This is a genomic window from Streptomyces sp. NPDC026377 (genome assembly GCF_055567715.1).
Genome location: NZ_JBVHPV010000008.1, coordinates 87,580 through 111,987, shown reverse-complemented (window position 1 = coordinate 111,987; position 24,408 = coordinate 87,580). Strand labels below are relative to the sequence as shown.

Here is a 24,408-nt window from a genome sequence, read left to right as displayed (position 1 = left end):
ATTGTGTGCGGTATTGGCGGCATCATCTCCTTCACCACGGACCTCTCCGGGCGCGACCGGACCGCCGACGCGTTCGCGGCCGCGCTGCACGACCGGGGCCCCGAGTCCGGCGGCCGCTGGCTGGGGCGGCACGCGATGCTGGTGTTCACCCGGCTCGCGGTGATTGACCCGGTGGGCGGCGGCCAGCCGATGCTGGGCCGGAGCCCCGCGGACGGCGGCGACCGCGCGGAGCCGGTCGTCCTGGCCTACACCGGCGAGATCTTCAACTTCCGAGACCTGCGAGCGGAGTTGACCCGCCGCGGCCACCGCTTCTCGACCGACAGCGACACCGAGGTCGTACTGCGCGCCTTCGAGGAGTGGGGACCGGCGTGCGCCGAGCGTCTGCGCGGGATGTTCGCGTTCGCGGTCTGGGACGCGGCCGCCGAACAACTCCACCTCATCCGTGACCGGTTCGGGATCTACCCCCTGCACTACACGCTCACCGACGAGGGATTCGCCTTCGCGTCCGAGCCCAAGGCGCTCTTCCGGGCCGGTCAGGCCCGGCCGGTGGTCGACCGCGACGGGTTGCGCGAACTCCTCGGCTACACGCCCACCCCCGGCCTCACCGTCTTCCGGGACGTACGGGAAGTGGTACCGGGCGAGATCGTGACGTTCGGGCGCAACGGTGTGGCGCGCCGGCGCTACTGGAACCTGACGGCGCGTACCCACGCCGACAGCCTGTCCGAGACGGTCGCCACCGTGCGCGAGATCCTGCACGACAGCGTGCGGCGCCAGGTGGTCTCCGATGTCCCGCTCGGCGTGATGCTCTCCGGCGGCCTCGACTCCAGCATCGTCTCCGCGCTGGCGGACCGTGAGGTGGGCGCCGCGGCGGGCGGCGAACGCCTGCGCACCTTCTCCATGGAGTACGCCTACAACCTGGCCCACTTCCGCAGTGACGAGATGCACGAGTCCCCGGACAGCCCCCATGTGACCACGATGGTCGAGCGTCTGGGCGCGGACCACCGCGAGCTGCTGGTGACCACCGACGACCTGATGGACCCGGCGCAGCAACTGGCCGTGGTCAACGGCATGGACCGCCCCATCATCGGCCTGGAGACGCATGTGGCCTTCCGCCGGCTCGCGGCCCAGATGCAGCCGACCGCGACCGTCGCCCTGTGCGGGGACGGCGCCGACGAGCTCTTCGGGGGCTACATCTGGTTCCAGGACCCCTGGTACGTCAAGGCCGCCACATTCCCCTGGATCGGTCCTTTCCACGGCATGGAGATGCACTCCGGACTCATCGACCGCCGGCTCTACAAGGAGCTGGACGTGCCCGGCTACATCGACCAGCGCTACCGGGAGGCCGTGGCCGAGACCCCGCTGACCGGGGAGGAGAGTGCGCAGGACCGCCGTATGCGGGAGATCACGTATCTCAACCTCACCCGTTATCTGCGTACCGTCCTGGACCGCCGCGACCGCATGGGACAGGCAGGGCCCCTGGAGGGCCGGGTGCCCTTCGTCGACCATGTGCTGGTGGAGTACGTCTACAGCGTTCCCTGGGCCATGAAGAACCTGGACGGCAAGGAGAAGGGGCTGCTGCGGGCCGCCATGGGCGACCTGCTGCCGGAGAGCATCGTCCGACGGGGCAAGTCACCCTTCCCGACGGCGCAGGATCCGGCCTACCGCCAGATGCTGAGCAAGCAGTTGCAGGAGATCAGCGGGGAGATGGTGGGCGGCCTCGCCCCCCTGCTGGACGCGGGCCGCGTCAAGGCGGTGCTGTCCGATCCGTCCCAGGGCCTGGGCGCCGGTGTGAACCGGCCCAGCATCGAGGCCGCCGTGCAACTGCACTACTGGGTGAGCGAGTGCGGCGTGGAGTTCGACCTGTGACGCTCTCCCACGCGCAGGAGCAGATGTGGTTCCTGCACCAGCTGGAACCCTCGCCCGCCTACACGGTACCGGTCGCCTACGACATCACCGGGCCGCTGGACGTGGAGGTGCTGCGCGCCGCCCTGCAGCGGGTGGTCGACCGGCACGAGATCCTGCGCACCGAGTTCGTCGAGGTCGACGGCCGCCCCACGGCCCGGGTGCATCCGCCGACGCCGCTGCCCTGCCCCCTCGTGGAGCTGGTCTCGGGCGAGCCGGAGCTGCGCGAGGCCCTGACGGCGGCGTGCGCCCGGCCGCTCGCGCTGGACGGGCCGCACCGCATGTCCGCCTACGTCTACCGGCTCGGCGCCGAGCACCACGTGCTGTTCCTGATGTTCCACCACATCACGGTGGACGGAATGTCGGTGCAACTGCTCCTGGACGAGGTGCAACTGCACTGCGCCACCGGAGGCACGGGCGCCCCGCTCCCGCCCGCACCGCAGTTCGCCGACCACGTCAAGGCCGAGCGGGCGGCGGACGGCGGCCAGGCTGGGGATGAGGCGCACCTGGCGTACTGGCGCACGCGGCTGGCCGGGCTGGAGGACGTCACCCTGCCCGCGGACCGGCCGCGCCCGGCCGGGACGGCGACGCACAGCGGCCGGCTGCTGCGCCACGACCTGCCGCCCGGCTTCATGGCCGCGGTGGAGGGCCTGGCGGTACGCGAACGGGTCACGCCCTTCATGGTGCTGCTCACCGCATTCGCCTGGACGCTTGGCCGCACGACCGGCAGCGGCGACATCCCGATCGGCGTGGCGACCTCCAGCCGGGCCAGCGCCGAGTCGTTCGAAACCCTCGGCCTGTTCGTGAACATGCTGACTGTCCGCAGCCGGATCGACCCCGCTCTCACCTTCCGCGCCTTCCTCCAGCGGACGCGACAGGACCTCCTGGCCGACCTGGAGCACCGCGAGGTCCCCTTCAGCCAGGTGGTGCGGGCCGTCCGGCCACCCCGCCGCCGGGGGGCGAACCCGCTGTTCAACGTGGCGATGGGCTACGAGCGGCGACGAGCGTTCCAGGAGCTCGCGCCGGGGGTGGGGCTGCGGCCCCGGGACGTGCGCGAGGTGGCGACCGGACGCGTCAAGTTCGACCTCGACGTCCACATCTCGGCGGCCGGGGACGATTCGGTGCTCTACGTCGAGTACTCCAGCGATCTGTTCGACCAGTGGCGGATCGAACAGCTGCTGCACCACTTCGAGCACGTGACCGCGACGGCCGTGGCCGATCCCACGGTGGTGCTGGAGCAGATCCAGCTGACCGACCGGCAAACCCGCGACAGCCTCGTCGAGCGGCTGACCGGACCCGAACGGCCGACGCCCACCGCCCTGCTGCACGAACTGTTCGAGGAGCAGGTGCGCCTCGCCCCGGCACGCGTGGCCGCCCAGTGCCCCGACGGCACGGTGACCTATGGCGAGCTGAACACCCGGGCCGACGCCGTTGCCGAGGAGCTGCGGCGCGCCGGGATGCTGCCCGGGGAGCGGGTCGCGGTCCGGTGCCGGCGCGGGGTGGGCCTGCCTGCCGCGGTGCTGGGCGTACTCAAGGCCGGTGGCGCCTATCTGCCGGTGGACCCGCAGGCACCACCGCTGCGGGTGGAGCGGCAGTTCGCCGACTCGGCGGTACGGCTCGTCGTGGACGACCGGGGTGTGCACATCCAGGAGGCGGCCGGCGCGCGCACACCGCCCGAGTCGCGGCGCCGCCCGGCCTATGTGCTCTACACCTCGGGGTCGACCGGCAGCCCCAAGGGTGTGGTGGTACCCCACAGCGCCGCCGTGGACTTCGTCACCCAGTTCGGCGATCGCTTCGCCATCGGCGCCGGAAGCAGAGTGCTGCAGTTCTCGAACCTCACCTTCGACGTCGCGGTCCTGGAGATCTTCACGGCCCTGTGCCGCGGTGGAACGGTGTGCATGCCGCCGGTCGACACCGTCCGCGCGCCGGACGCACTCCTGGCCTATCTGCGCGAGGCACGCGTGGAAGTGGCCGCGCTGCCGCCGACGGTGGTCGACCTCATGCCGCCCGACCCCGGCCTGCCGCTGCGCGTGCTGTCCATCGGCGGCGAAGCCGTCCCGGCGGCACTGGCCGCCCGGTGGTGCGCGCCGGGGCGCGAGGTGCTGAACTCCTACGGCCCCACCGAGACCACCGTCATCGTCGCGTCGCACCGGTGCGCACCGGACCAGGGAGAACCGGTGCCCTTCGGACGCCCGCGCGCCAACACCTACGCCTATGTGGTCGACGCCTTCGGCGGCTTGGCACCGCTCGGCGTCCCCGGAGACCTGTGGATCGGGGGAGCGGGCGTCGCCGACGGCTACGAGAACGCGCCCGACGCCACCGAGGAGGCCTTCGTACCGGACCCGTTCGTCCCGGGCCGGGGCACGGTGTACCGCACGGGCGACCGCTGCTCCCTGGGCCGCGACGGCGAGTTGACCTTCCACGGCCGGCTCGACGGGCAGGTCAAGGTCCGGGGCTTCCGGGTGGAACTCGGCGAGGTGGAGGAGACCCTCGCGGAGCACGACGACGTACGGCAGGCCGCGGCCCGCGTCATCGGGTCGGACGCGGGCGCCCGGCTGGCGGCCTGGGTGGTGCCCGCGTCGGACCGCTGCGACAGCGGTGAGCTGCGGCGGTGGCTCGGCCGGCGCGTTCCCCCGTACATGGTGCCGAACTCCATCGAGACGATCGCCGCGCTCCCTCTCACCCCGCACGGCAAGGTCGACCGCGCCGCGCTCCCGCAGCCGCGGCCCGTCCTGGGCGACCGGGTGGCCCAGCAGGCGCGGACGCCGCAGGAGGAGGCCGTCGCCGCGGCGTTCGCAGCGACTCTGGGCGTTGAGCGGGTCGGGATCCAGGACGGCTTCTTCGACCTCGGCGGCACCTCGCTGCAGATCATGCGTGTCCTGGCCGAGATCAGGCAACGGCTGGGCGTCTCGCTGCCCGTCGGTGACGTCTACGCCGCTCCGAGCGTGGCGGCACTCGCGGAGCGGGTCGCGCACGCCCCCGGGGAGACGCTGCCCGCCCAGTTGTCCGTCCTGACCGGCGGTACCAGGCCCCGCGGCGAAGCCGTACCGCTCTTCCTCGTCCATCCGAGCGCGGGGTCGGCGCTGTGCTACGCACCGCTCGCCCAGCTGGTCGGCGAGGAACTGCGCTGCTGGGGCGTGGCGGCGCAGGCCCTGCACGGGGGGCCGCTCCCGGCGTCCGTGGCCGCCATGGCCGAGCAGTACGCCGACCTGATCGCGGATGCCTGCCCAGGCGGGCCGGTGTATGTGGCGGGCTGGTCGTTCGGCGGGATCCTCGCCCACGCGGTGGCCCACCGGCTGCGGCGGCGCGGTGACCGGGCGGTCGCGGGCCTCGTGCTGATCGACGCGGTCCTGCCCGAAGGCACGCCTCCCAACGGCCCGCGGCTCGCCGAGAGCTTCCGCGCCGAGGTGGGACTGACGCTGAGGGACTCCGCCCCGGCAACCGGGGAGGGCGAGGTGCTGCCGGAACTGCGTGACCGCTTCCCGGTCTACTCCGCGATCGTGGATGCGGTGTACCGCCACCGGCCCGCCCCACTCGATGTGCCCACCCTCGTGGTGTCCGCCGCCCAGACCGGCCCCTCGGGGAAGTCGTGGGGGGAGTTCCTGACCGGGCCCGTGCGGGAGGAGGTGGTGACGACCGACCACTTCGGCCTGATCGGCCAGCCCTCGGTCGCCGAACTCGCCCGGATGGTGACGGACTTCGTCACTCGGCCCCGGTGACGCCGAGCCGGATCGCGCCCATGGGGCAGGTGTAGACGGCCTCCCGCACCGCCTCGTGCCACTGGGCGTCCGGCTCGGGCGTCTTCACGACGACCGTGCCGTCGTCCTCCCGCTGGGTGAACACCTCGGGGACGGACATGGCGCACACGCCCGTACCCATGCAGACGCCGCTGTCCGCCTCGACCGTCAGACGCTCAGCCATCCCAGGCCACCGCGAGCGACTTCACGCCCCACACACCCATGTCGTCACGCATGGTGATCTCCTCGCGCGGTACGGCCGTACGCAGACCGGGCAGCCGCTTGAACAGGGCCGCGTAGCTGATCCGCAGTTCGGCCCGCGCCAGGTGCTGGCCCGGGCACTGGTGGACGCCGTGGCCGAAGCCCAGATGGCCGGTGGTCGTACGGCGCAGGTCCATCCGGTCGGGGTCGTCGAACCGTTGCGGGTCACGGTTGGCGGCGGGGAGCGAGACCAGGACCACGTCGCCGCGCCTGATGTGCTGACCCGCCAGCTCGACGTCCTCCAGCGCCCCTCGGAAGGGGCCCATGTGGAAGACGGTCTGGTGCCGGACCAGCTCCTCGATGGCGTTCTCCAGCAAGCTCATGTCGCTCAGGAGCAGGGCCAGTTGCTCGGGATGCTCCAGCAGGGCGTAGACGCCCAGTGCGATCATGTTCGCCGTCGACTCCATGCCGGCGACGAGCAGGGTGACACCGACCCCGGTCAGCTCCTCGTCGGTCAGGTCGCTCTCGGTCAGGCCGCCGAGCAGATCGTCGCTGGGGTGGGCGCGCTTGTGGACGATGAGCTTGCCGATGTAGTCGTAGAGGTACGCCCACGCCCGGGCGGAGTCGACGGTGGAGGTCTTCATGTCGACGAGTACCTGCGTACGTTGCAAGAACGCCTCCCGGTCCCGTACCGGCACGCCCAGTAGCTCGCAGATCATCTGGGCGGGGATCGGCACGGCGAAGTCCCGCATGAGGTCCGCGGGCGGCCCGGTACGGATCATCTCGTCCAGGCAGCTGTCGGCGATCTCGGCGATCCTCGGCTCCAGCGTCGCCATCCGCCGCACGGTGAACTGCCCCGCGAGCAGCCGGCGGTAGCGTGTGTACTCCGGAGGGTCCAGGCGGCTGAACATGCCCGGCAGCGTCGGCATGTGCCGGGTGGTCACCCTGGCGCGCTCCACCGGCCAGCGCCGGTACTCGTTGCGGTTGCTGAACCGGTTGTCCGCGAGGACGGCCCGGGCCAGCGCGTGGCCGGTGACGAGCCATCCGCGGTGGCCGTCGGGGAACACCAGCCGGGAGAGCGGAGCCTGTTCTCTCAGACGGCCCAGCTCATCCGGTGGATCGAACGGGCAGGAGCGGGCCATCGGGAGACCGTGGGTCTCCGGCGTGATCTCCACCATGCGGCCCAAGATAGTTCGTCATCCCCGGCCTCGCCAAGAGGAAAGCCACGGTGCGCATTCGCTGATGGAACGTCACATGGTCGCCTGCGGAGTCCACTTGGCCATGAGCAGGTCCGTGGCGGGCTCGCCGTTGGCGGCGAGGAACTCCTCACGGCTGCGGCGGTTGTGCTCGCGTACCGCCGTGGACCAGCCCGCCTCCCTTCGTGCCGACGGTTCGACCAGCGCCCACTTGGGCTCGATGGCCATACCGCGCAGGACCTTCGCGTGCAGCGCGTTCACCCCGAAGTCCATGGTCGTCGCCCCGCGCCGCAGTGCGTGCTCGATGGGCAGGTAGTAACCCAGGTTGAAGTAAAGGGCCGAGCGGCGCGCCACTTCGTAGTCGAGCCCCAGCCACGGCACGACCCAGCGTGTGCCGTGCGCGAATCCGCTCACCACGCCGACCAGGCGTCCTCGGTCCCGGCAGACCAGCACCAGGCTGTCCTCGCCGAAGAAGCGCGTCTGCGCCTCCAGGTTCTCCCGGATGCCCGCGGGATCGACCGGCGGATAGCCGTGGTGCTCGTAGGTGGCCGCGATGAGCCGGGCGATCTCGTCGAAGTCGTCGGGCACCGCGGCGGGCGCCCAGGACAGGCCGCTGTCGGCGAACACGCGGCGCTCGCGGCGGATCTCCGAGCGCCGGCGGGCCGGAAGCGTCCTGAGGTAGTCGTCGAAGGCGGGACCGGGGAGGTCGAGGGTCGCCACGGTGCTGAGCAGGGCGACCGAGGAGTGGCCGTAGCCGGCGTCGGTGAGCTCGGTGAGCCGGGGCTGGGGCACGCACAGGAACGCCGTGTGGTCGGCCTGGAGCGAGCGGGCATAGGAGCGGAACTCGCCGACCATGGCCTTGGCGAGCGCCGCTCGCCGCGCGGGCAGCACGTCGGGCCGGATGAGCAGGCCGTCGTTGTGGTAGCCGTACGCCGCCCCGCCCAGGACGCAGTACCCCTCGGGCACCTGGGCCTCGGCGTGGATCACCTGACTGAGCGTGAAGGGCCTCGGCATCACCTCGGGACCGCCGGCATACGTCGGCAGCGCCGCGACCAGACGTCCTGCGCCGTCGTGCCACAGCAGATACCGGATGTCGGCCTTCAGCCGCTCTTCGAGGAACCGCTGCCAGTTGTGGCAGGCGAAGAACGACGAGCCGGCGGCCACGGCGTCCCAGTCGCCGGGCGCGATCTCGTCGACCGAGGCGGCCGCGCCGCACGCCGCGTCCAGGTCGGCGGACGTCTCGGTGTTCAGGTCCACGAACCCACCCTTCCCGCATTTCGGCCTCTAAGGCCGTTCAGGGTACGCCAGTTGGCGTATACCGATGGGCTAGAGTGCCATCCTATGGCGGCTCGGAACATCACTGAAGCCTCGCAGGACGAGTCCGACGCACACCGCAGCAGAAATCTGGCTCTGTGGCTGTCGGGTGTCAGCCTCTCGCTCTTCGGTGACTGCGCACTCTGGCTGGTCGCGGGGCTCTGGGTGAAGACGTTGACGGGCAGTGACGGCGCGGCCGGCCTGACCTTCCTCGCCTATCTCGCGCCTGGCATGATCGCCCCTGTTCTCGGTGTGGTGGTCGACCGGGTGCGGCGCCGGCGTCTGCTGATCACGATCAATCTGGTGATGGCTCCCGCGATGTGCCTGGCGCTGCTCGCCCATACGCGGGGGGACGTCTGGCTCATCTACACGGTCCTGCTGCTGTCCGGACTCGGCTCCAGCCTGCATGCGGCGGCCGGCAGCGCGATGCTGCCGAGAATCGCAGGGATGGAGGGTGTCGGGCGGGCCAACGCCAAGCTGCGCACTCTGAAGGAGGGCAGCCGGCTGTGCGCGCCGGTCGCCGGTACCGCACTGTTCTCCGCCTGGGGGGCCACACCGGTCGTGGTGATCGACGCGGTGACGTACCTGATCGCGGCGGTGTGCGTCTGGCTGGTGACCGTGGAGGACCCCAAGCCGCAGTACGAGCGGGGCGAGCCGCTGGGGCGTCAGCTGAGCACGGGCGTGCGCTTCATGTGGCAGTGCCTCCCGCTGCGGCAGGCGGCCCTGACCCTGACCGGTGTGCTCGCGGTCTTCGGTCTGATCCAGCCGACGGTGTTCGCCCTCGTCTCCCACGGACTGCACCTGTCCGTCTCGTTCGTGGGCGTCCTGAGCACCTGCCAGGCCGTGGGCGCCATCGCGGGCGGGATCGTCACCGTCCGGCTGGTGGACCGGCTCGGTGCCCAACGGCTGCTGCTGTGGGGCCTGCTGCTGTACGTCGTGGGATTCGCCGTCCTGATCGTTCCGTCGCCGGTCAGCGCGATCGCCGGGTTCGTCCTGATCGGCGGCGGCGTCGCCCCGGTCATCGTGGGCTTCTACACCCAGGTGCAGCGCCTGTCTCCCGACGCGATGCTCGGCCGGGTCTCCTCCGTGGCCGACTCACTCATCAGCCTGCCCCAGACCGCGTTCATCGCGCTCGGATCCGCCACGATCACCGTGGTCGGCTACCAGCCGATGCTGATCGTCATGGTGGCGGTGCTGGCCCTGTCGACCTGGTACTACGCCGGCCGTCTCCGGGCGACACCGACCCCGGACATCCTCGGTCCACGGCCCCTGAAGAGCGCCGGCCAGCCCTAGGGGGCGACCCGGGTCCGAGCGGGCGCTCGTGTCAAAAAGATCGTAACTGCCGTGCCGCCGTGTGGATTTGGCCGTTGCCCCCAGCATCGGTCTTCGGCAGGATGGGGCACCACGGGGGACGGAAGTCCGTGCACCACCTTCCTTCCCGCGCCGGTGACCGGTTCGCGAACGAGGGGGTAAGCGCACGTGTCGGCGTCCACATTCCGCTCCGCTTGCGCAGTGCGGATGTCCCACGGACCTGCCGGGCGGGTGCGGCCGGGGCCGGTGTCCGCGCAGCCCGGTCCCTCTTTCTGATCCGCTCGTTCATGTCCGGAACGGGTGCACGGCACGAGCGCATGGGGCACCGGCCTTCCGGCCCGGGGCGCTGCGACTCCCTCGAAACCATGGAGGTACCACCGATGGCAGGCGAGTCAGCGCCCGGTGAACTGACGGCGGACGTGGTGGGCATCGGCTTCGGTCCTGCCAATATGGCGCTCGCCATCGCCCTGGAGGAACGGGCCGGTGCCGGTGCCGTGCGGGCCCGCTTCTTCGAGAAGCAGCGGGAGTTCGGCTGGCACCGGGGCATGCTGATCGACGGCGCCACGATGCAGGTGCCCTTCCTCAAGGACCTGGCCACCCCGCGCGACCCCACGAGCAGGTTCGGATTCCTGTCCTACCTGCACGCCAAGAACCGGATGATGGATTTCCTCAACAGGAAGTCCTTCTACCCGTTGCGCACCGAGTTCCACGACTACCTGTCCTGGGCGGCGGAGCAGCTTGCCGACCGGGTGGCCTACGGAAGCGAGGTGATCGCCCTGCGGCCGGTGAAGGACGAGCGGGGTGTCACCCGCTTCGTGGACGTGGACGTCCGGTGCCAGGGCACACTGTCGACGGTGCGTACGCGGGCGGTCGTCCTGGCCTCCGGTCTGGAACCGGTCCTGCCCGAGGGAGTCACGGCCACCGACCGGGTCTGGCACAGCGCGGACCTGCTCTACCAGACGGAGAAGACAGCGACCGGTGACCCCCGGACGTTCGTCGTGGTCGGAGCCGGGCAGAGTGCCGCGGAATCCGTCGGGTTCCTGCACGAGCGCTTCCCCCAGGCCGAGGTGCACGCCGTCTTCGCGCGGTACGGCTTCAGTGTCGCGGACGACAGCTCCTTCGCCAACCAGATCTTCGACCCGATCGCCCGCGATGAGTACTTCGGCGCCCCGGCGCGGGTGAAGGAGATGCTGTCCGACTACCACGCCAACACCAACTACTCCGTCGTCGACGACGACCTCATCCGTGACCTGTACGACCGGGTGTACCGCGAGAACCTGAGCGGAACCCGGCGCCTGCACCTGCACAAGGTCTCCCGCGTACGGGAACAGACCGCCGGCCCCGACGACGTGCGCGTCGAGATCGAGTTCCTGCCCACGGGCGACCTCACGGACGTACGGGCCGACGCCGTCATCTACGCCACCGGCTACCGCCCCGGCGACCCGCTGACGCTCCTCGGTGACCTCGGCGGTGCCTGCCTGCGCGACGAACGCGGACACCTTCACGTCGACCGCGACTACCGCATACGGACCGCCGACGACATCGAGGCCGCCATCTTCCTGCAAGGTTCCACCGAGCACAGCCACGGCATATCCTCCAGCCTGCTGTCCAACACCGCAGTGCGCGCCGGGGAGATCGCCGAGGCACTGGAGGCATGTCTGTGACCGGCCGCACCCCGCACCTCGCACGACTCGACGCCGTCCGCCCCCGTCACACCGCCGCGACGCGGCACTGAAGGGCGGCCCCGTGTTTGTCCCCAAGATCTACCAGGTCGACGGCGACGAGTGGCCGCGCCGCATCATCGGTGAACACGCGCTGGCGACACTCACCACCAACGGTGAGCCCTTCCCGTACGCCACTCATCTGCCGGCCCTGCTCGCCCCCGACACACCGCCGGACGCGCCGCTGATCGGCTCGCACCTGTGGGGCCACATGAACAGGGCCAACCCTCACTGGCGCTCCCTCAGCGACGGGCTGTCCGCCCTGCTGGTCTTCCAGGGGCCGGGCGGCTATGTGACCCCGGCCGCCTACGAAGTCGACCCGGCGGCACCCACCTGGGACTTCGTCTCCGTGCACGTACGCGGACGGCTGAGGCCGGTGGGGGACCGGGAAGAGACCCTGGAGGTCATTCTGGCGACCGTACGGCACCTGGAGGGTTCGCTGGGCGACGCATGGGATCACACCTCGTCCCTGGACTACTTCCGCCAAATCCTGCCGGGGGTCGGGGCGTTCCGGCTGGAGATCGAAGAGGTGGACGCGATGTTCAAGCTCAGCCAGGAGAAGGACGACGCGGTGCGGGAGCGGGTGGCCCACCGCTTCGAGAACGGCCGGGGTCATCACCGGCAACTGGCCCAGCTGATCCGCTGCCACGGCGGCGGCACGAGCGGAGAGGAGGAGGTGTGAGCACCACTTCGCTGTGGGGCGGCGAGTCGAATCCTCCCTGCCTGTTCACCGTCCTGCTGAAGACCGTCGCCGAGCAGCCGGACGCCGTCGCGGTCGTCGACGCTGACCAGGACATCACGTACACCGCTCTGCTGCGCTGGGCCCGCGGCATCGCCCAGGTGCTCGACGAGCGGGGCGTGGCGCCCGGGGATCCGGTCGCCGTCACGGGGGAGCGCAGCGCCGCGGTCGTCGCGGCAATGCTGGGAGTCACCCTGCTCGGCGCGGTCTACGTACCACTGGATCCCGAATACCCCGCACCGCGGCTGCGGTACATGCTCCAGGACAGCGGGGCCAGGGTGCTGCTGCACCACGGGCCCGCCCCCGCACTGGACAGCGCGGCCGCGCCGCTCGCGATCCCCGCCGCCGACGCACCGGCGCACGGTGAGGACGAGCTCGTCGCACGCGAACCCCTCGCCTGTCACCCCGACACGGCGTTCTACTCCATCTACACCTCGGGCAGCACCGGCTGGCCCAAGGGCGTCGCGATCCCGCACAGCTGCCTGGACAACATGGCGCAGTGGCAGGCCGCCCACTCACCCCGCCCCGACCTGCGCACCGCACAGTTCGCCCCGCTCAACTTCGACGTCTTCTTCCAGGAAGTCCTCGGCACCCTGTGCGGTGGCGGCACCGTGGTCATCGTGCCCGAGCGGCTGCGCCGGGACCCCGTGGGTCTGCTGGACTGGCTCGTCGAGCAGCGGATCGAACGGCTTTTCCTGCCCTTCGTGGCCCTGCAGATGCTCGCCACCGTGGCGGAGGCGACCCCCGACCTCGGCGGTGTCCGGCTGGTGGAAGTCAACACCGCCGGTGAGCAGTTGGTGGCCACCGAGCAGATCCGCGCGCTGTTCCGGCGGCTGCCGCACGCCCGGCTCGTCAACCACTACGGCCAGAGCGAGTCCGCCATGGTCTCCTCGCACGTCCTGCCGCAGAACCCCGGGACATGGCCCGCGCTGCCGCCCATCGGTGTCCCGCTCCCGGGCTGTGAGCTGCTGGTCGATCCGGAGGACGAGGGCGACCCCGCCGTGGGAGAACTCCTGGTGGCCGGCTTGCCCGTCTCCCTCGGCTATACACACCGGCCCGAACTCACCGCGGAGCGGTACCGCCCTGTCGATCCGACACCGCACGGCCACACACGGGTCTTCCGCACCGGCGACCTGGTACGCCTCCAGGACGGCGTCGTGCAGTTCCTGTCCCGCATCGACGACGACGTCAAGATCCGCGGCTACCGGGTGAACCTGACCGAGGTCGAGGTACACCTGCTGAGCCGGCCCGGCGTCCAGGCCGCGGCGTGTGTCGCCGTGGAGACCGGCACGGGCACACGGAACCTGCGTGCGGCCGTGACCGCCGGGGCCGAGGGCCCGCCTCCCGATGTTCCCGCCGTACTGGAGCACCTGCGCCGGATCCTGCCCGAGGCATCGGTGCCGCTGTCGCTGAGCGTACTGCCCGACCTCCCGCGCACACCGAGCGGGAAGACCGATCGTGACGCCGTGGCCGCACTGATCGCCACGGACATCCGTAACCGCCGAGAGGGAATGGGGTCAGCATGGACGCGCTCGCCGAAGCCGTAGTCAACGGCGTGTCCGGGAGCGAGCTCGCACGCCTGCCGCTGCCCGCCGAATACCTGGCCGTGCACACCCGCGCCGAAGACGCCGACATGTTCAAGGGCGTCGACGACAAGGACGTACGGCGCTCGCTGCGAGTCGGCCCGGTGCCGATGCCCGAGCTGGCACCGGACGAGGCCCTGATCGCGGTGATGGCCAGCGGCATCAACTACAACACCGTGTGGTCCGCCACCTTCGATCCCGTGCCGAGCTTCGCGTTCCTGAAGTACTTCGGACGCCAGGGCGGCGACGCGGCCCGCCACGACCAGCCGTTCCACGTACTGGGCTCGGACGCGGCCGGCGTGGTGGTGCGCACCGGCGCCGGTGTGCGCCGCTGGTCGGTCGGCGACCACGTCGTGGTGGCCACGGCACACGTCGACCACGAGGAGCCCGCCACCCACGGCGACGCCATGCTCGGGGGAGAGCAGCGCGCCTGGGGCTTCGAGACCAACTTCGGCGGCCTCGCGCACTACGCGGTCGTCCGGGCGAGCCAGCTGCTGCCCAAACCCGCGCACCTGGCGTGGGAGGAGGCCGCGGCCAGCCCGCTGTGCGCCGGTACCGCCTACCGCATGCTGGTCAGCGACCAGGGGGCCCGGATGAAGCAGGGCGACGTCGTCCTGATCTGGGGGGCGACCGGCGGCCTCGGCGCGTACGCGGCGCAGTTCGTGCGCAACGGAGGCGGCATCGCGGTCGGTGTGGTCAGCTCCGAGGAGAAGGTGGACAGCGCCCGGCGGATGGGCTGCGACCACGTCATCGACCGGCGGGAACTGGACCTCGAAGGCGACCCCGCGGCAGCGGGCAAGCGGCTCGGCAAACGCATCCGGCAAGCCGTCGGCGAGGACCCCCACATCGTCTTCGAGCACGTCGGCAGGGCCACCTTCGGCATCTCGGTCTTCGTCGCCCGGCGCGGCGGCACCGTCGTCACCTGCGGCTCCAGCACCGGCTACCACCACGAATTCGACAACCGCTATCTGTGGATGCGGCTGAAGCGGATCATCGGCAGCCACGGCGCCAACCTCGAAGAGCAGGCGGAAGTCAACCGGCTCATCGCCCTGGGCCGGATCCGGCCCGCGCTCTCGGTGACCTATCCGCTCGCCGAGGCGCCGGAGGCGGCGCGCCTGGTGCAGAACAACCACCACATCGGCAAGGTCGGCGTGCTGGCCCTGGCCCCCAAGGAAGGGCTCGGCGTCACCGACACGACGCTGCGCGACCAGCTGGGCGGGGCGGCCATCACTCCGCTGCGGGTCTGAGAGGAGCGCCACCATGGCACGGCCCGGAGAATATCCGTACGACGCGGGAATCCACCCCACCGGCTACACCACCAAGGTGTGGACCATGCGGCAGCTCGCGGGCCTGGCCAGCGCGGCTTCCACCAACGAGCGCTTCCACTATCTGCTGGACCTGGGGGAGACCGGGCTGTCGCTCGCCTTCGACCTGCCCACACAGCTCGGTCTCGATCCGGACGACCCCAGGAGCGACGGCGAGGTCGGCCGTACCGGGGTCTCGATCGCCACGGTCGACGACCTCGCCGCCGTCTTCAAGGGCATCCCGCTCGACCAGGTGTCGGTGGCGATGACCGTCAACGCCACCGCGCCGATGCTGCTGGCCATGTGGGTCGTGGTGGCCGAGGAGTCCGGGGTCGACCCGGCCCGGCTGCGCGGGACCCTGCAGAACGAGATGCTGAAGGAGTTTCTCGCGCGCAAGGCCTGCGTCTTCGACCTAGACACCAGCATGCGCTACTCCCTGGACGTGCTGGAGCACTGCATGCTCCATCTGCCCCGGGTGAACCCCGTGTCGCTGTCCGGCGGTCACGCACGCGAGGCGGGAGCCAGCCGCCCGCTGGAGATCGCGTGCGGGCTCGCCGACGCCGAGACCTACCTCCAGGGCATGCTCGACCGGGGCATGAAGGCGGACGACGTGGCCCGCCGCTTCACCTTCATCTTCGGCGCGCACATGGAACTGTTCGCGGAGGCCGCCAAGTTCCGCGTCGCCCGCCTCCTCTACGCGCGCCGGCTGCGCGAACGCTGGGGCGTCACCGACGAACGCGCGATGAAGATGCGCATCCAGGTCAACACCTTCGGCTCCGCACTCGCCCACCAGGAACCGCTCAACAACGTCGTCAGGACGACGCTCCAGGCGCTGGCGGCGGTGCTGGGCGGGGTGCAGTCGCTGCACGTGTGCAGTTTCGACGAGGCCTACCAGACACCGGGGGAGCTGGGCGCCCGTATCGCCCTGCGCACCCACCAGATCCTGGCGGAAGAAACCGACGTCGCCCGGTACGTCGACCCCCTCGGCGGCTCGGAGACCGTCGACCGGCTGGTAACCGGGCTGACGGCGGAGGCCGAGGACTGGCTCCAGCAGATCGAAGACCACGGCGGGATGCTGGGGAGCATCCGCAGCGGCTGGCTGGAGTCCGAGATCGCCGAGATGGCCTACAACGACCCCGGCCCCCGGGTCGGTGTGCGGGACCGGCTGCCGTCCGAGACCGAGCGGGAGATCCTGCGACGCGAACGGCACGAGGTCCCGGAGTCGGTGCAGCGCGTCGTCGAGCGCCGCCCCTGCACGGCCGAACTGGCGGCGGTACGCGAAGCGGCACTGACCGGCGCCAACGTCCTGCCCACCCTGATCGAGGCGGCCCGGGCCCGCGCGACGATCGGGCAGATGTGCAGGGCGATGGACCCGCAGGCCAAGTGACTCGTCGTTGCCGCCGTCGCCGTCGTACGTGCAGAGGGCTGAGCCCGGAAGATTCCCGGGACGGTCCCCTTCCTTCCGCCGGGGCCGTTCCGCCGATTCGCGGCAGGTGCGGCCGACCCCCGCGCTTCGCCCGCGCCGGGGCTACACCGAACAGACGAGTTCGGCGTGGACCACGACAACCTCGCATGTGTCGCTCTTGCTCGATTCGTGCTCGACATCCCCGGTCCTCGCTCGCGGCCGGCAGGGCCGCCGGGCCGCTGTCGGGGCACTCTTCGACGTCCTCACCCACGGCCGGGAGCCGCCTGCCAGGTCGCCCGCGCCGTAGAACTCCTGGGCTGCCTGAACCCGCTCTCGACCAGCCTCGGCTTGCGCGTCTCGGTCACGCCCATTCCCTGCCTCTGCACGGGAACTGACATCCCGTCTCCCGACAGCGGCAAGCACCTCATTCCGATCCCAGCCCTTGACAGCGACCTCCTGTTGCGCCGCCGCGCCTTCTTCCTCTTACCGCACGACCGCCGTGTATGCCTGATCCGGGCAGCGCGTCCACGTGTCTGTTGAGCCAGTGGCTCGTTGCCAATGCATGCGTACGTGCATGGCAGTGCGGGTGACGGTGACGCCGGTGGTGACGGTGGGGGTAGCGGCCCCGGCCAACGCGGCCGGGGCCGACGGCGGCCGCAGGGGCATTCAGGCTGACCGTGACCTGGGCCTCTGCCCGTCAGTCGTGATGCGTGCCACCCGCGCTCACGCGGTTCAGCTGCTGCCCGACGCGCCATGCTGCCGCACGCCACCGTGACCGTGGACGCCTGCCCATTCGGAGACCCCCCATCCCCAGGACGCGTTGTCGCGGGATGGCGGGGCCTCCCTCCATCGGAAGGACTCCCCTCATGCGTCTGAAGCGCACCGCAGCCCTGACCACCGCCACCGCGCTCGCCCTGCTGCTGCCCGCCACGAGCGCCCACGCCGCCGCCGTCGCCTGCGGCGGCTCCGTCTCCACCCAGGGCATCGCCGCCAACGGCTGCATCAGCGCCGAAAAGGGCAAGGAGGGACGCATCTACACCCGCGATATCAAAGCCCACGTCGTCCTGACCAACACCCGCCGCCACGCCGCTTACGTCGACTACGAAGCCTTCTTCCGCGTCGTCACCGGCGGGCACTGGGTCAAAATCGGCAATGGACGCACCCTCGTTCCGCGCCGCACCACCACCGGCCCCGTGGAAATCGGCAGCACCACCCGCGTCTGCTTCGTCGTCAACGCCAAGGTCGAGATCCGCGTCCACGTCAAACCCGCAGGAGGCGCCTGGAGCAACTGGACCGGCGCCGCGACGTCCCAGTGCCAGACCTGACCGCCATGGCGCCCTGCGCACGCGCCGCGACCGCAGCTGGGTAGGGCGGGCAGGAGGTGACGGTCACCCTCGAGACGATGCCCGGGCCCGACCGGAGCGACCTTCTGCACGCTGCTCTGGACCTGTGGCCCGGGCACCGCGACGCGGTGTCCACGCTCCTGACGCTCACGCGCCATCCTGACCGATTCCGAGGCTCTGCCAACGGGGCGTCAGTGCCGCGCCGCTCCCGCCAGGTCTCTCCCAGGAATGCCGGAGATCGGCGGCCTGCGGCCGGGCGAGAGTAGGAGTCTGTCGCAACGAGAGGTGCGTGCACCAGTACGTGGCCGCCGGCAACAGCCGGTTCCACGACACCGACTCAGATGCCGACCTGTACACCAACAGCAGCGGTACCTCAACCAGCAGGTTCCTCGGTTCCCAGCAGTCCGTGCTTGAGCCTCACGTCGACGCCTGGGTGAGTTTGGCGGCCACGGCGTCCAGGACCCAGTCCAGGCCGGTGGCGAAGGACGTTTCGGCGTCCACGTCCGTGCCGTCGTACACGGCCTTGGCCAGCGCCGGAAAGCGGCCCGTGGCCAGCAATTTCGTCAAGTGCGGACCGGAGGCGCGCTGCCAGTCGTGCTTGGACAGGCCAGTGGCGCGCTCGGCCCGCAGGTTCGTGACCTCGCGTCTGATCGCGCCGGTGAAGTAGGCGCTGACAGTCTCCACGGCTCGCATGACGGTGTCGATGTCGGCGAGGCCATCGAGGGCGGAAAGCGTGGCCTCGGCCACGGCGAGGCCGTTGGGGCCCATGGCCGGGCGGCGGCCGAGCAGGTCGGCCAGCCACTCGTGACGGTGTGCGGCCTGCCTGGTGCGGTGGGCGAGGAGGCGTAGCGCCTCCCGCCAGTCACCCGGCTCGTCCTCGGGGAGGATCTCGGCGTAGACCTCGTCCACCATGAGGTCGAACAGCTCCTCCTTGGTGGAGATGTATCCGTACAGCCGCATCGGGCCGGCATTCAGCCGGCCGGCGACCTTGCGCAACGACACCGCCTCCAGCCCGCCTTCGTCGGCCAGTGCGATGGCGGCGGCCACGATCCGCTCCCGGTCGAGCGGCACAGGGCGAGCAGGCGGCTCCGGTCGGTCCCACACAGTCATGCGCACATCGTACTGTTGCGATACAGCGCATTGGAGCAATACAGTGTATCGCCATGACGTACCGCATCGCTGTGGTCGGGGGCGGCCCTGCCGGCCTCGTCTTCGCCCGTGTCCTGCACCGCCACAACCACCCGGTCACTGTTCTCGAACGCGATCCCGCCCCCGATGCCCGCCCCCCGGGCGGCACACTGGACCTGCACGAAGGACTGGGCCAACTCGCGCTGGACAAGGCAGGACTGCTGGCGGAGTTCCAGGCGCTGTCCCGCCCGGAGGGCCAGGCCATGCGCATCCTGGACACGGACGGAACCGTCCTGCGCGACTGGCGGCCCCGGCCGGATGAGCGGGCCAACCCCGAGATCGACCGCGGGCAACTCCGTGACCTGTTGCTCGGCCCTCTCGACGTCCAGTGGGACCGGAGCGTGACGCAGGTGGTGCCGGGGGCCCGGGACGGGGTGCGGGTCCATTTCGCGGACGGGCGCCAAGAGACGTTCGACCTCGTAGTCGGCGCGGACGGCGCCTGGTCCCGGGTCCGGCCGTCCGTCTCGCCGGTGACACCGCACTACACCGGCGTCACCTCGGTCGAGACCTCCCTCGACGACGTCGACACCCGGCACCCGGGCCTAGCCCGGTTGATCGGTGATGGTTCCATCGCTGTGTACGGCGTGAACCGAGCCCTCGTCGCCCAGCGCAACAGCGGCGGCCACGTCAAGGTGTACGCCCGTTTCCGCGCACCGCTGGACTGGCACACTCACCTGGACCTGGCCGACGCCGAGGCCGTGCGCTCGGGTCTGCTGGCCCTGTTCGACGGCTGGGCCGCCCCCGTCCTCGACCTCCTCCGCCACGGCACCGCGTTCGTCCATCGCCCCCTCCACGTCCTGCCCGTGTCCCACACCTGGACCCACGTCCCCGGGGTGACGCTGCTGGGCGACGCCGCCCACCTGATGCCTCCCTTGGGGGCGGGTGCGAACCTCGCGATGCTGGATGGCGCCGAACTCGCCGAGTCCATCGCCGCCGGCCCCAGGGACCTGGACGAGGCCGTCCGTGCCTTCGAGGAACAGATGGGGGAGCGGGCCGGCATGTGGGCGAAGATCACGACGGCCGGTCTGGAACGCCTCGTGAGCCCGGACCCTGCCGAAGCCCTCGCCCTTTTCGACGAAGTCCAACCATCCTGACCTGCAACGTCACAAGAGGCAGCCAGACCCTCCGGTGGCTGCCCGTAGACCACCAACGGCTGCCCGGGGGATGGCCCGGCGTAGGGACCGACCCCTGTCTCTCTGCTGCTCCCTGCCCAGCAGGAGATCCAGTCCCGTGGCACCAACGTCATTCGCCTCGGGTGGGGGTGAACCCTCGGCCGCCGGGCCGGGCTGCTGTCCCTCGACGGGCCCTCACATGGGGAGCGAGAACAGCCGCACTGGCTCCGTGGGCCAACGGGCGTCCTCGTGCAGGGGCGTCACCATCGTCCGCAGTGGCATGGTCACCAGGCGGTGTTCGGGTTGTTCGACGAGTACCTCCTGGTCGAGCGGGTGCCATCCGAGGCGCTGGTAGAGCGGCACGAGGGGAGGGCGGCAGAACAGGAGGGCGTGCTGAGGGCCCATCGTTCGGGCGTGCTCCAGTGCAGCCGCAAGGACGATCCGCGCCAATCCCTGGCCCTGCATGCCGGGTGCGACGGCTACTCCGCCGACACCCACCACCTCTGTCGCGGTGTCACCGATCGCGACACGCAGTCGCAGCAGGCCGGCGTGTGCCACGAGTCGGCCGTCGTGTCTGATGCCGAAGTGGTCCTCTTTCGGAAGCCAGGTCAAACCGGTCCAGGCGACACCGAAGGGGTCATCGCTGGTGCCAAGTATCTTCTCCTGGTCCACCGTTGTGTACTGGGCAAGGCGCACCGCGGTCGGTGCCACAGAGGATGGGTTCGCAGACATTCCCTCATGATGATCTCTTCGCCAAGCACGGGCCAAGCGAATCCTCAGCCGGTCTGCGCAGACTCCGGCACGTCGGCCTCGCCCAGTCCTCGTTGGGCGGAGGGGCGGCGAGCTGTGAAGCGACGAGTCCTCTCTCGTAGGGGAGCGCCTGCGTCGGGAATGGACCTACGAGGAGAGTGCGACGGCGTCACACAGCACACGGCGGAGACGGACGCGATCACCTTATGCTGACGGCATGATCGATGTGCCGATATCAGCGCTGGAAGTCGCGGTGGTCGAATCAGGGACCCGTGGCGTCAAGACCCTGCGGGACACCGCCACCTTCGCTCGCAGGCTCGAACTGCTGGGGTACCACCGGCTCTGGTACGCCGAGCACCATCATTCGCCCGCGATCGGCGCGTTCCCGCCCGCGGTGCTCATCGCTCACGCGGCGGCGTCGACCTCATCGATTCGGCTCGGGTCGGGCGGAGTGCTGGCGCCCAACCATGCGCCCATCATGCTGGCGGAGCAGTTCGGAACACTGGCCGCGTTGCACGAGGACCGCATCGACCTTGGTATCGGCCGGGGCCCCGGCACCTTCGACGAGACCACCGCGCGCGCATTGCGCCGCGGAGCCGGGCCGACAACGGACGCGCAGTACCACGATGACATCGCCGCGATCCTGTCCTTCCTGGTCGACGAAGTGGCACTCGGCCCGCTGCCGGAGCCCTGGCTGTTGTGCTCCAGTACCGCAGGCGCCGCCCTCGCCGCACGGCTCGGCCTGCCGATCGCCGTCGCCCACCACATCCGGCCCGACAGCACTTTCGCCGTGCTGGAGCGCTATCGTGCCGAGTTCATCCCGTCCCGTTGGTGTGAGCAGCCCCGGGTAGTGGTGTGCGTTGAGGCGATATGCGCTGAGACGGAGCAGGAAGCGGCGTGGCGGGCCGGGCCCATGGACGTCGTCAAGGCCGGGCTGCTCAAGGGCCTGAGCGACATTCCCTTCCCCACGCCCGCAGATGCCGCCACCCATCCCTTCACGGCGGAAGAACGGCGGGCGCTTGCCGGATTCCGTGCACAGCAGGCATGCGGGACGCCCGAGGTCGTCGTCCGCCGACTGGCGCAACTGGTCGCCGAGACCGGAGCAGACGAACTCATGCTGACCACACCTGTCTACGATCTCGACGCCCGCGTCCGCTCCTACGAGCTCATCAAGAAGCACTGCGAGGACATGAAAGCCCCATGACAGCCGCGCGGCACTGAACCCTCCTGGCCGCCCTACGAGCGGGGCCCTGGCTGAAGCGGTCTGACCAGGGTGGAAGCCCCCTCCGGGGCTGCAAAGCACGTGAAGCAGCGGAGATCTCGCTGCGGGCCTCACCCGCCTTGATTCCGGCGTGCGAGGCAGATCCGATGGGGATCAGCGGATCAGGGTACGAGTACGACGCGCCCGCGCAGGCCGCGGGGGGCGTAGGGGGGCGTGGCCCGCCGGGGCTTGCGAGAATGGCATCGTCCGGCCCACCCACAGGGTGAGGCCGCCGACTGACCGACGCCTCGAATGGGTCCGTGGCGGAGGCGGGCCTCACCTGTCGGTGAACGACATCTCGCCCGGCGGGGAGGGCATGACGCTGTCTGCGTTGGGGGCGGCCATGAGCGCCGACATCCGGCCCGAGGACGACCTGGCTGCGGAGACCGAGGTGCTCGTGGAACGCGGCTGGCTGACTTGGGGCGCGGAGGACCGGCTGTGGCTGACCGGGGAGGGGGAACGAGCCCGCGTCGAACTCGCGCGTAACGCCCCCGCGATCCGAGCCGCCCTCCATAAGGGGATCGACGACGCGGACTACGTCACCACGGTGAAGGTGCTCCAGCAACTGATCCGCAATGCGGGCGGGACGGCCGCCTGACAGTCCGAGGGGGCACCGGGATGCCCGGCCCCTGGTGAGGTCGTGGCAGGTCAGTCGGCGCGGTTGTCCATCGGAGCCATGCGATTGTCCACTCTTTCCCGATACGGCCAGCAATGCCGGAGCACATCTCAACGCGCCTTGAACTGGACCACGTTCGCGCACAGGTTGCGGGTGACCCGCGGCCACGGTCTCAAAGCGCGTCGGCGGGGACTCCGCGTGCTGCGCCTCGCTCTCGTTCGCCGTATCGGCGGATGTGTCGTGCCACCTACTCGTTCGGCCTGCCGGTGATTTCCTCCTGCCTGTCCGTCAGTCGGTCCTCCTTGCTGACTGTCAGCCAGCCTCGACGCCGACGTGCATGCGGTGGTGCCGTGGATCGTCGATCTCGTCGAGCAACGCGATCGCGAAGTCGGCGTATGAGATGCGGCTGGTCGCCTCGGCCGGGGTCGTCCGGTATCTGCCAGTGCGAGCAGCGCCGTGGTCGAAGTCGCCCGCCGGGCTGAGGACCAGCCAGTCCAGCCCGAGGGGTGCGGTGCGCAGCACGTCCGTTCCCGCCGCGTGTCCCAGGTAGAAGGCACGGTAGTCCTGGGGGTAGCCAGGTGTGTCCATGAGCAGGGCTCCGGAGGCGGTCTCCAGCGCCGAGGCGAGGCCGACTCCCACCAGCCGGTTCACGCCGGCCCGCGCCAGGCCGTCGAGGAGGGCGCGGGATGCGCTGGTGAAGAAGGTTCCGGGCTGTGCGGCGGCATCGTAGACCGCACTGATCGCGGCATCGTGTCCGGTGGACAGCCGGGCGACACTGCCGGCGTGGGTGACATCACCCGCGACGGTCCGTACGCCGTCCAGGGCCGAGAGATCGGTGTACTTGGCCGGGTCACGCACGACTGCGGTCACCTGGTGACCACGGCTGCGAGCCTCTTCGACGGCGGCCCGGCCTGCCCTGCCGCCGGCACCGAAGACAATGATCTGACTCATGGCTCCCCCTCTGATCTGCGGCCGGGCCCGAACGCCGACCGCTTCCCCGAACGATAGGGAAGGCCCTGGTTACCAAGGAGATACCGCCTGCCGTGGGGCACTGATTGAGCCGCTGGATCCCCACAAGTTCGGCCCTGCCTGCCCCTCCGCTCTCTCCCTGATCCACCTCGGCGACAAATAGGCGGGGCGGTCATCCGCTGCCTTGGACAAGGACCTCGGCGGTTCTCGGAGTAGTGGATCCCGCTCCACTTGAACTCGGTGGCGCGGTGGCGGGACGCTGGGCATCAGTGACGGACCACGGCAGGATCTTCGGTCCAGGACAACTCGCAAACAACCAACGGCGAATCTCCGGCTCGGCCGCTGGATCAGATGCTTTCTGAAGCCGGGGCGCGCGGCCGTGGGGGAGCGGGCGTGAGTTATGTAAGCCCCGTTACTCGGCGGTGCCCCCGCAGCGTGCGCCGCTGGTTGGAAACCCTGCGGGGCACCAACCCACCCCTTCCACTGCCTACCCGAGGCCGTTGGTCGCTGGTGGTGCCGTCGAGCCGACTCTGCGGTTTCCCGGGGACGAGCGACACCGTGACCCGCTCGGTCTGGGAGGACCACGTCATGGTCCAGCACGTCGCCACGAGCTTCTACAAAATGGTGTAGTCGGCCATCAAAGGGCCCCGATCACCGACTGGGGCCGCCGCCGTCGCGGGTCGGGTACCGCCGGGCGATGAACTGGCACATCGGTGCTGGCCGGTGGCGGTAGCGCTGCACAACGGCCGCCGCTGT

Annotated in this window: 17 protein-coding genes and 1 pseudogene; 12 read left to right on the top strand and 6 right to left on the bottom strand. The window is 70.4% G+C overall.

Annotation, left to right across the window (positions count from 1 at the left end):
* The first annotated feature begins 3 nt into the window (after positions 1-3).
* Complete coding sequence (gene asnB, locus ACZ4MU_RS18590; protein WP_467877452.1) at positions 4-1,866, top strand: asparagine synthase (glutamine-hydrolyzing); 1,863 nt, start codon at positions 4-6, stop codon at positions 1,864-1,866.
* Entirely contained in the window at positions 1,863-5,621 is a 3,759-nt protein-coding gene (locus ACZ4MU_RS18585; RefSeq protein ID WP_467877450.1) for a non-ribosomal peptide synthetase, read from the top strand. Before asnB ends, ACZ4MU_RS18585 begins: the two co-directional genes overlap by 4 nt.
* On the opposite strand, the gene ACZ4MU_RS18580 is transcribed toward ACZ4MU_RS18585, so the two are convergent.
* From ACZ4MU_RS18580 to ACZ4MU_RS18570, 3 genes are all read right to left on the bottom strand, one after another.
* Positions 5,605-5,823 (bottom strand): ferredoxin, encoded by a 219-nt coding sequence (locus tag ACZ4MU_RS18580; protein ID WP_467877447.1) that lies wholly within the window; start codon positions 5,821-5,823, stop codon positions 5,605-5,607. The two genes, ACZ4MU_RS18585 and ACZ4MU_RS18580, sit on opposite strands and share 17 nt — an antisense overlap.
* Entirely contained in the window at positions 5,816-7,018 is a 1,203-nt protein-coding gene (locus ACZ4MU_RS18575) for a cytochrome P450 (protein WP_467877444.1), read from the bottom strand. The genes ACZ4MU_RS18580 and ACZ4MU_RS18575 overlap by 8 nt, the downstream gene beginning before the upstream one ends.
* A gap of 72 nt (positions 7,019-7,090) precedes the next feature.
* The gene (locus ACZ4MU_RS18570) at positions 7,091-8,293 is read right to left on the bottom strand and encodes a GNAT family N-acetyltransferase (protein WP_467877442.1); all 1,203 of its coding nucleotides are present in this window, start codon (positions 8,291-8,293) and stop codon (positions 7,091-7,093) included.
* Between the two features lie 84 nt (positions 8,294-8,377).
* Here ACZ4MU_RS18570 and ACZ4MU_RS18565 point away from each other — a divergent pair, with 84 nt between their 5' ends.
* The 7 genes from ACZ4MU_RS18565 to ACZ4MU_RS18535 all read left to right on the top strand — a co-directional run bounded on the left by ACZ4MU_RS18565 (position 8,378) and on the right by ACZ4MU_RS18535 (position 17,738).
* The gene (locus tag ACZ4MU_RS18565) at positions 8,378-9,643 is read left to right on the top strand and encodes an MFS transporter (protein ID WP_467877440.1); all 1,266 of its coding nucleotides are present in this window, start codon (positions 8,378-8,380) and stop codon (positions 9,641-9,643) included.
* Positions 9,644-10,041: 398 nt separating this feature from the next.
* Positions 10,042-11,325, top strand: coding sequence for a lysine N(6)-hydroxylase/L-ornithine N(5)-oxygenase family protein (locus ACZ4MU_RS18560; protein ID WP_467877438.1), 1,284 nt, complete (start codon positions 10,042-10,044; stop codon positions 11,323-11,325).
* Between the two features lie 82 nt (positions 11,326-11,407).
* Positions 11,408-12,064 carry an FMN-binding negative transcriptional regulator gene (locus ACZ4MU_RS18555; protein WP_467877435.1) on the top strand — a complete coding sequence of 219 codons (657 nt, stop codon included), beginning with the start codon at positions 11,408-11,410 and terminating at the stop codon, positions 12,062-12,064.
* Positions 12,061-13,668, top strand: coding sequence for an amino acid adenylation domain-containing protein (locus ACZ4MU_RS18550; RefSeq protein ID WP_467877433.1), 1,608 nt, complete (start codon positions 12,061-12,063; stop codon positions 13,666-13,668). The genes ACZ4MU_RS18555 and ACZ4MU_RS18550 overlap by 4 nt, the downstream gene beginning before the upstream one ends.
* Entirely contained in the window at positions 13,644-14,951 is a 1,308-nt protein-coding gene (gene ccrA / locus ACZ4MU_RS18545; protein ID WP_467877430.1) for a crotonyl-CoA carboxylase/reductase, read from the top strand. Before ACZ4MU_RS18550 ends, ccrA begins: the two co-directional genes overlap by 25 nt.
* A 13-nt stretch (positions 14,952-14,964) precedes the next feature.
* Positions 14,965-16,395 carry a methylmalonyl-CoA mutase family protein gene (locus ACZ4MU_RS18540; protein WP_467877427.1) on the top strand — a complete coding sequence of 477 codons (1,431 nt, stop codon included), beginning with the start codon at positions 14,965-14,967 and terminating at the stop codon, positions 16,393-16,395.
* An 884-nt stretch (positions 16,396-17,279) separates the two neighbouring features.
* Entirely contained in the window at positions 17,280-17,738 is a 459-nt protein-coding gene (locus ACZ4MU_RS18535; protein WP_467877425.1) for a hypothetical protein, read from the top strand.
* Between the two features lie 435 nt (positions 17,739-18,173).
* On the opposite strand, the gene ACZ4MU_RS18530 is transcribed toward ACZ4MU_RS18535, so the two are convergent.
* A complete protein-coding gene (locus ACZ4MU_RS18530; RefSeq protein WP_467877422.1) occupies positions 18,174-18,866 on the bottom strand; it encodes a TetR/AcrR family transcriptional regulator in 693 nt (230 codons plus the stop codon).
* Positions 18,867-18,919: 53 nt separating this feature from the next.
* Between ACZ4MU_RS18530 and ACZ4MU_RS18525 the strand changes: the two genes are divergently transcribed.
* Positions 18,920-20,038, top strand: coding sequence for an FAD-dependent oxidoreductase (locus ACZ4MU_RS18525; RefSeq protein ID WP_467877419.1), 1,119 nt, complete (start codon positions 18,920-18,922; stop codon positions 20,036-20,038).
* Positions 20,039-20,251: 213 nt separating this feature from the next.
* On the opposite strand, the gene ACZ4MU_RS18520 is transcribed toward ACZ4MU_RS18525, so the two are convergent.
* A complete protein-coding gene (locus tag ACZ4MU_RS18520; RefSeq protein WP_467877416.1) occupies positions 20,252-20,788 on the bottom strand; it encodes a GNAT family N-acetyltransferase in 537 nt (178 codons plus the stop codon).
* 235 nt (positions 20,789-21,023) lie between these two features.
* Between ACZ4MU_RS18520 and ACZ4MU_RS18515 the strand changes: the two genes are divergently transcribed.
* Positions 21,024-22,010: an MsnO8 family LLM class oxidoreductase gene (locus ACZ4MU_RS18515; protein WP_467877413.1), complete on the top strand. Its 987-nt coding sequence runs from the start codon at positions 21,024-21,026 to the stop codon at positions 22,008-22,010.
* A 334-nt stretch (positions 22,011-22,344) separates the two neighbouring features.
* A pseudogene (locus ACZ4MU_RS18510) lies at positions 22,345-22,665 on the top strand (MarR family transcriptional regulator); the annotation flags it as partial.
* A 330-nt stretch (positions 22,666-22,995) separates the two neighbouring features.
* On the opposite strand, the gene ACZ4MU_RS18505 reads toward ACZ4MU_RS18510, so the two are convergent.
* On the bottom strand, positions 22,996-23,634 hold the full coding sequence (locus ACZ4MU_RS18505) for an NAD(P)-dependent oxidoreductase (RefSeq protein ID WP_467877411.1): 639 nt from the start codon (positions 23,632-23,634) through the stop codon (positions 22,996-22,998).
* Positions 23,635-24,408: the final 774 nt, after the last annotated feature.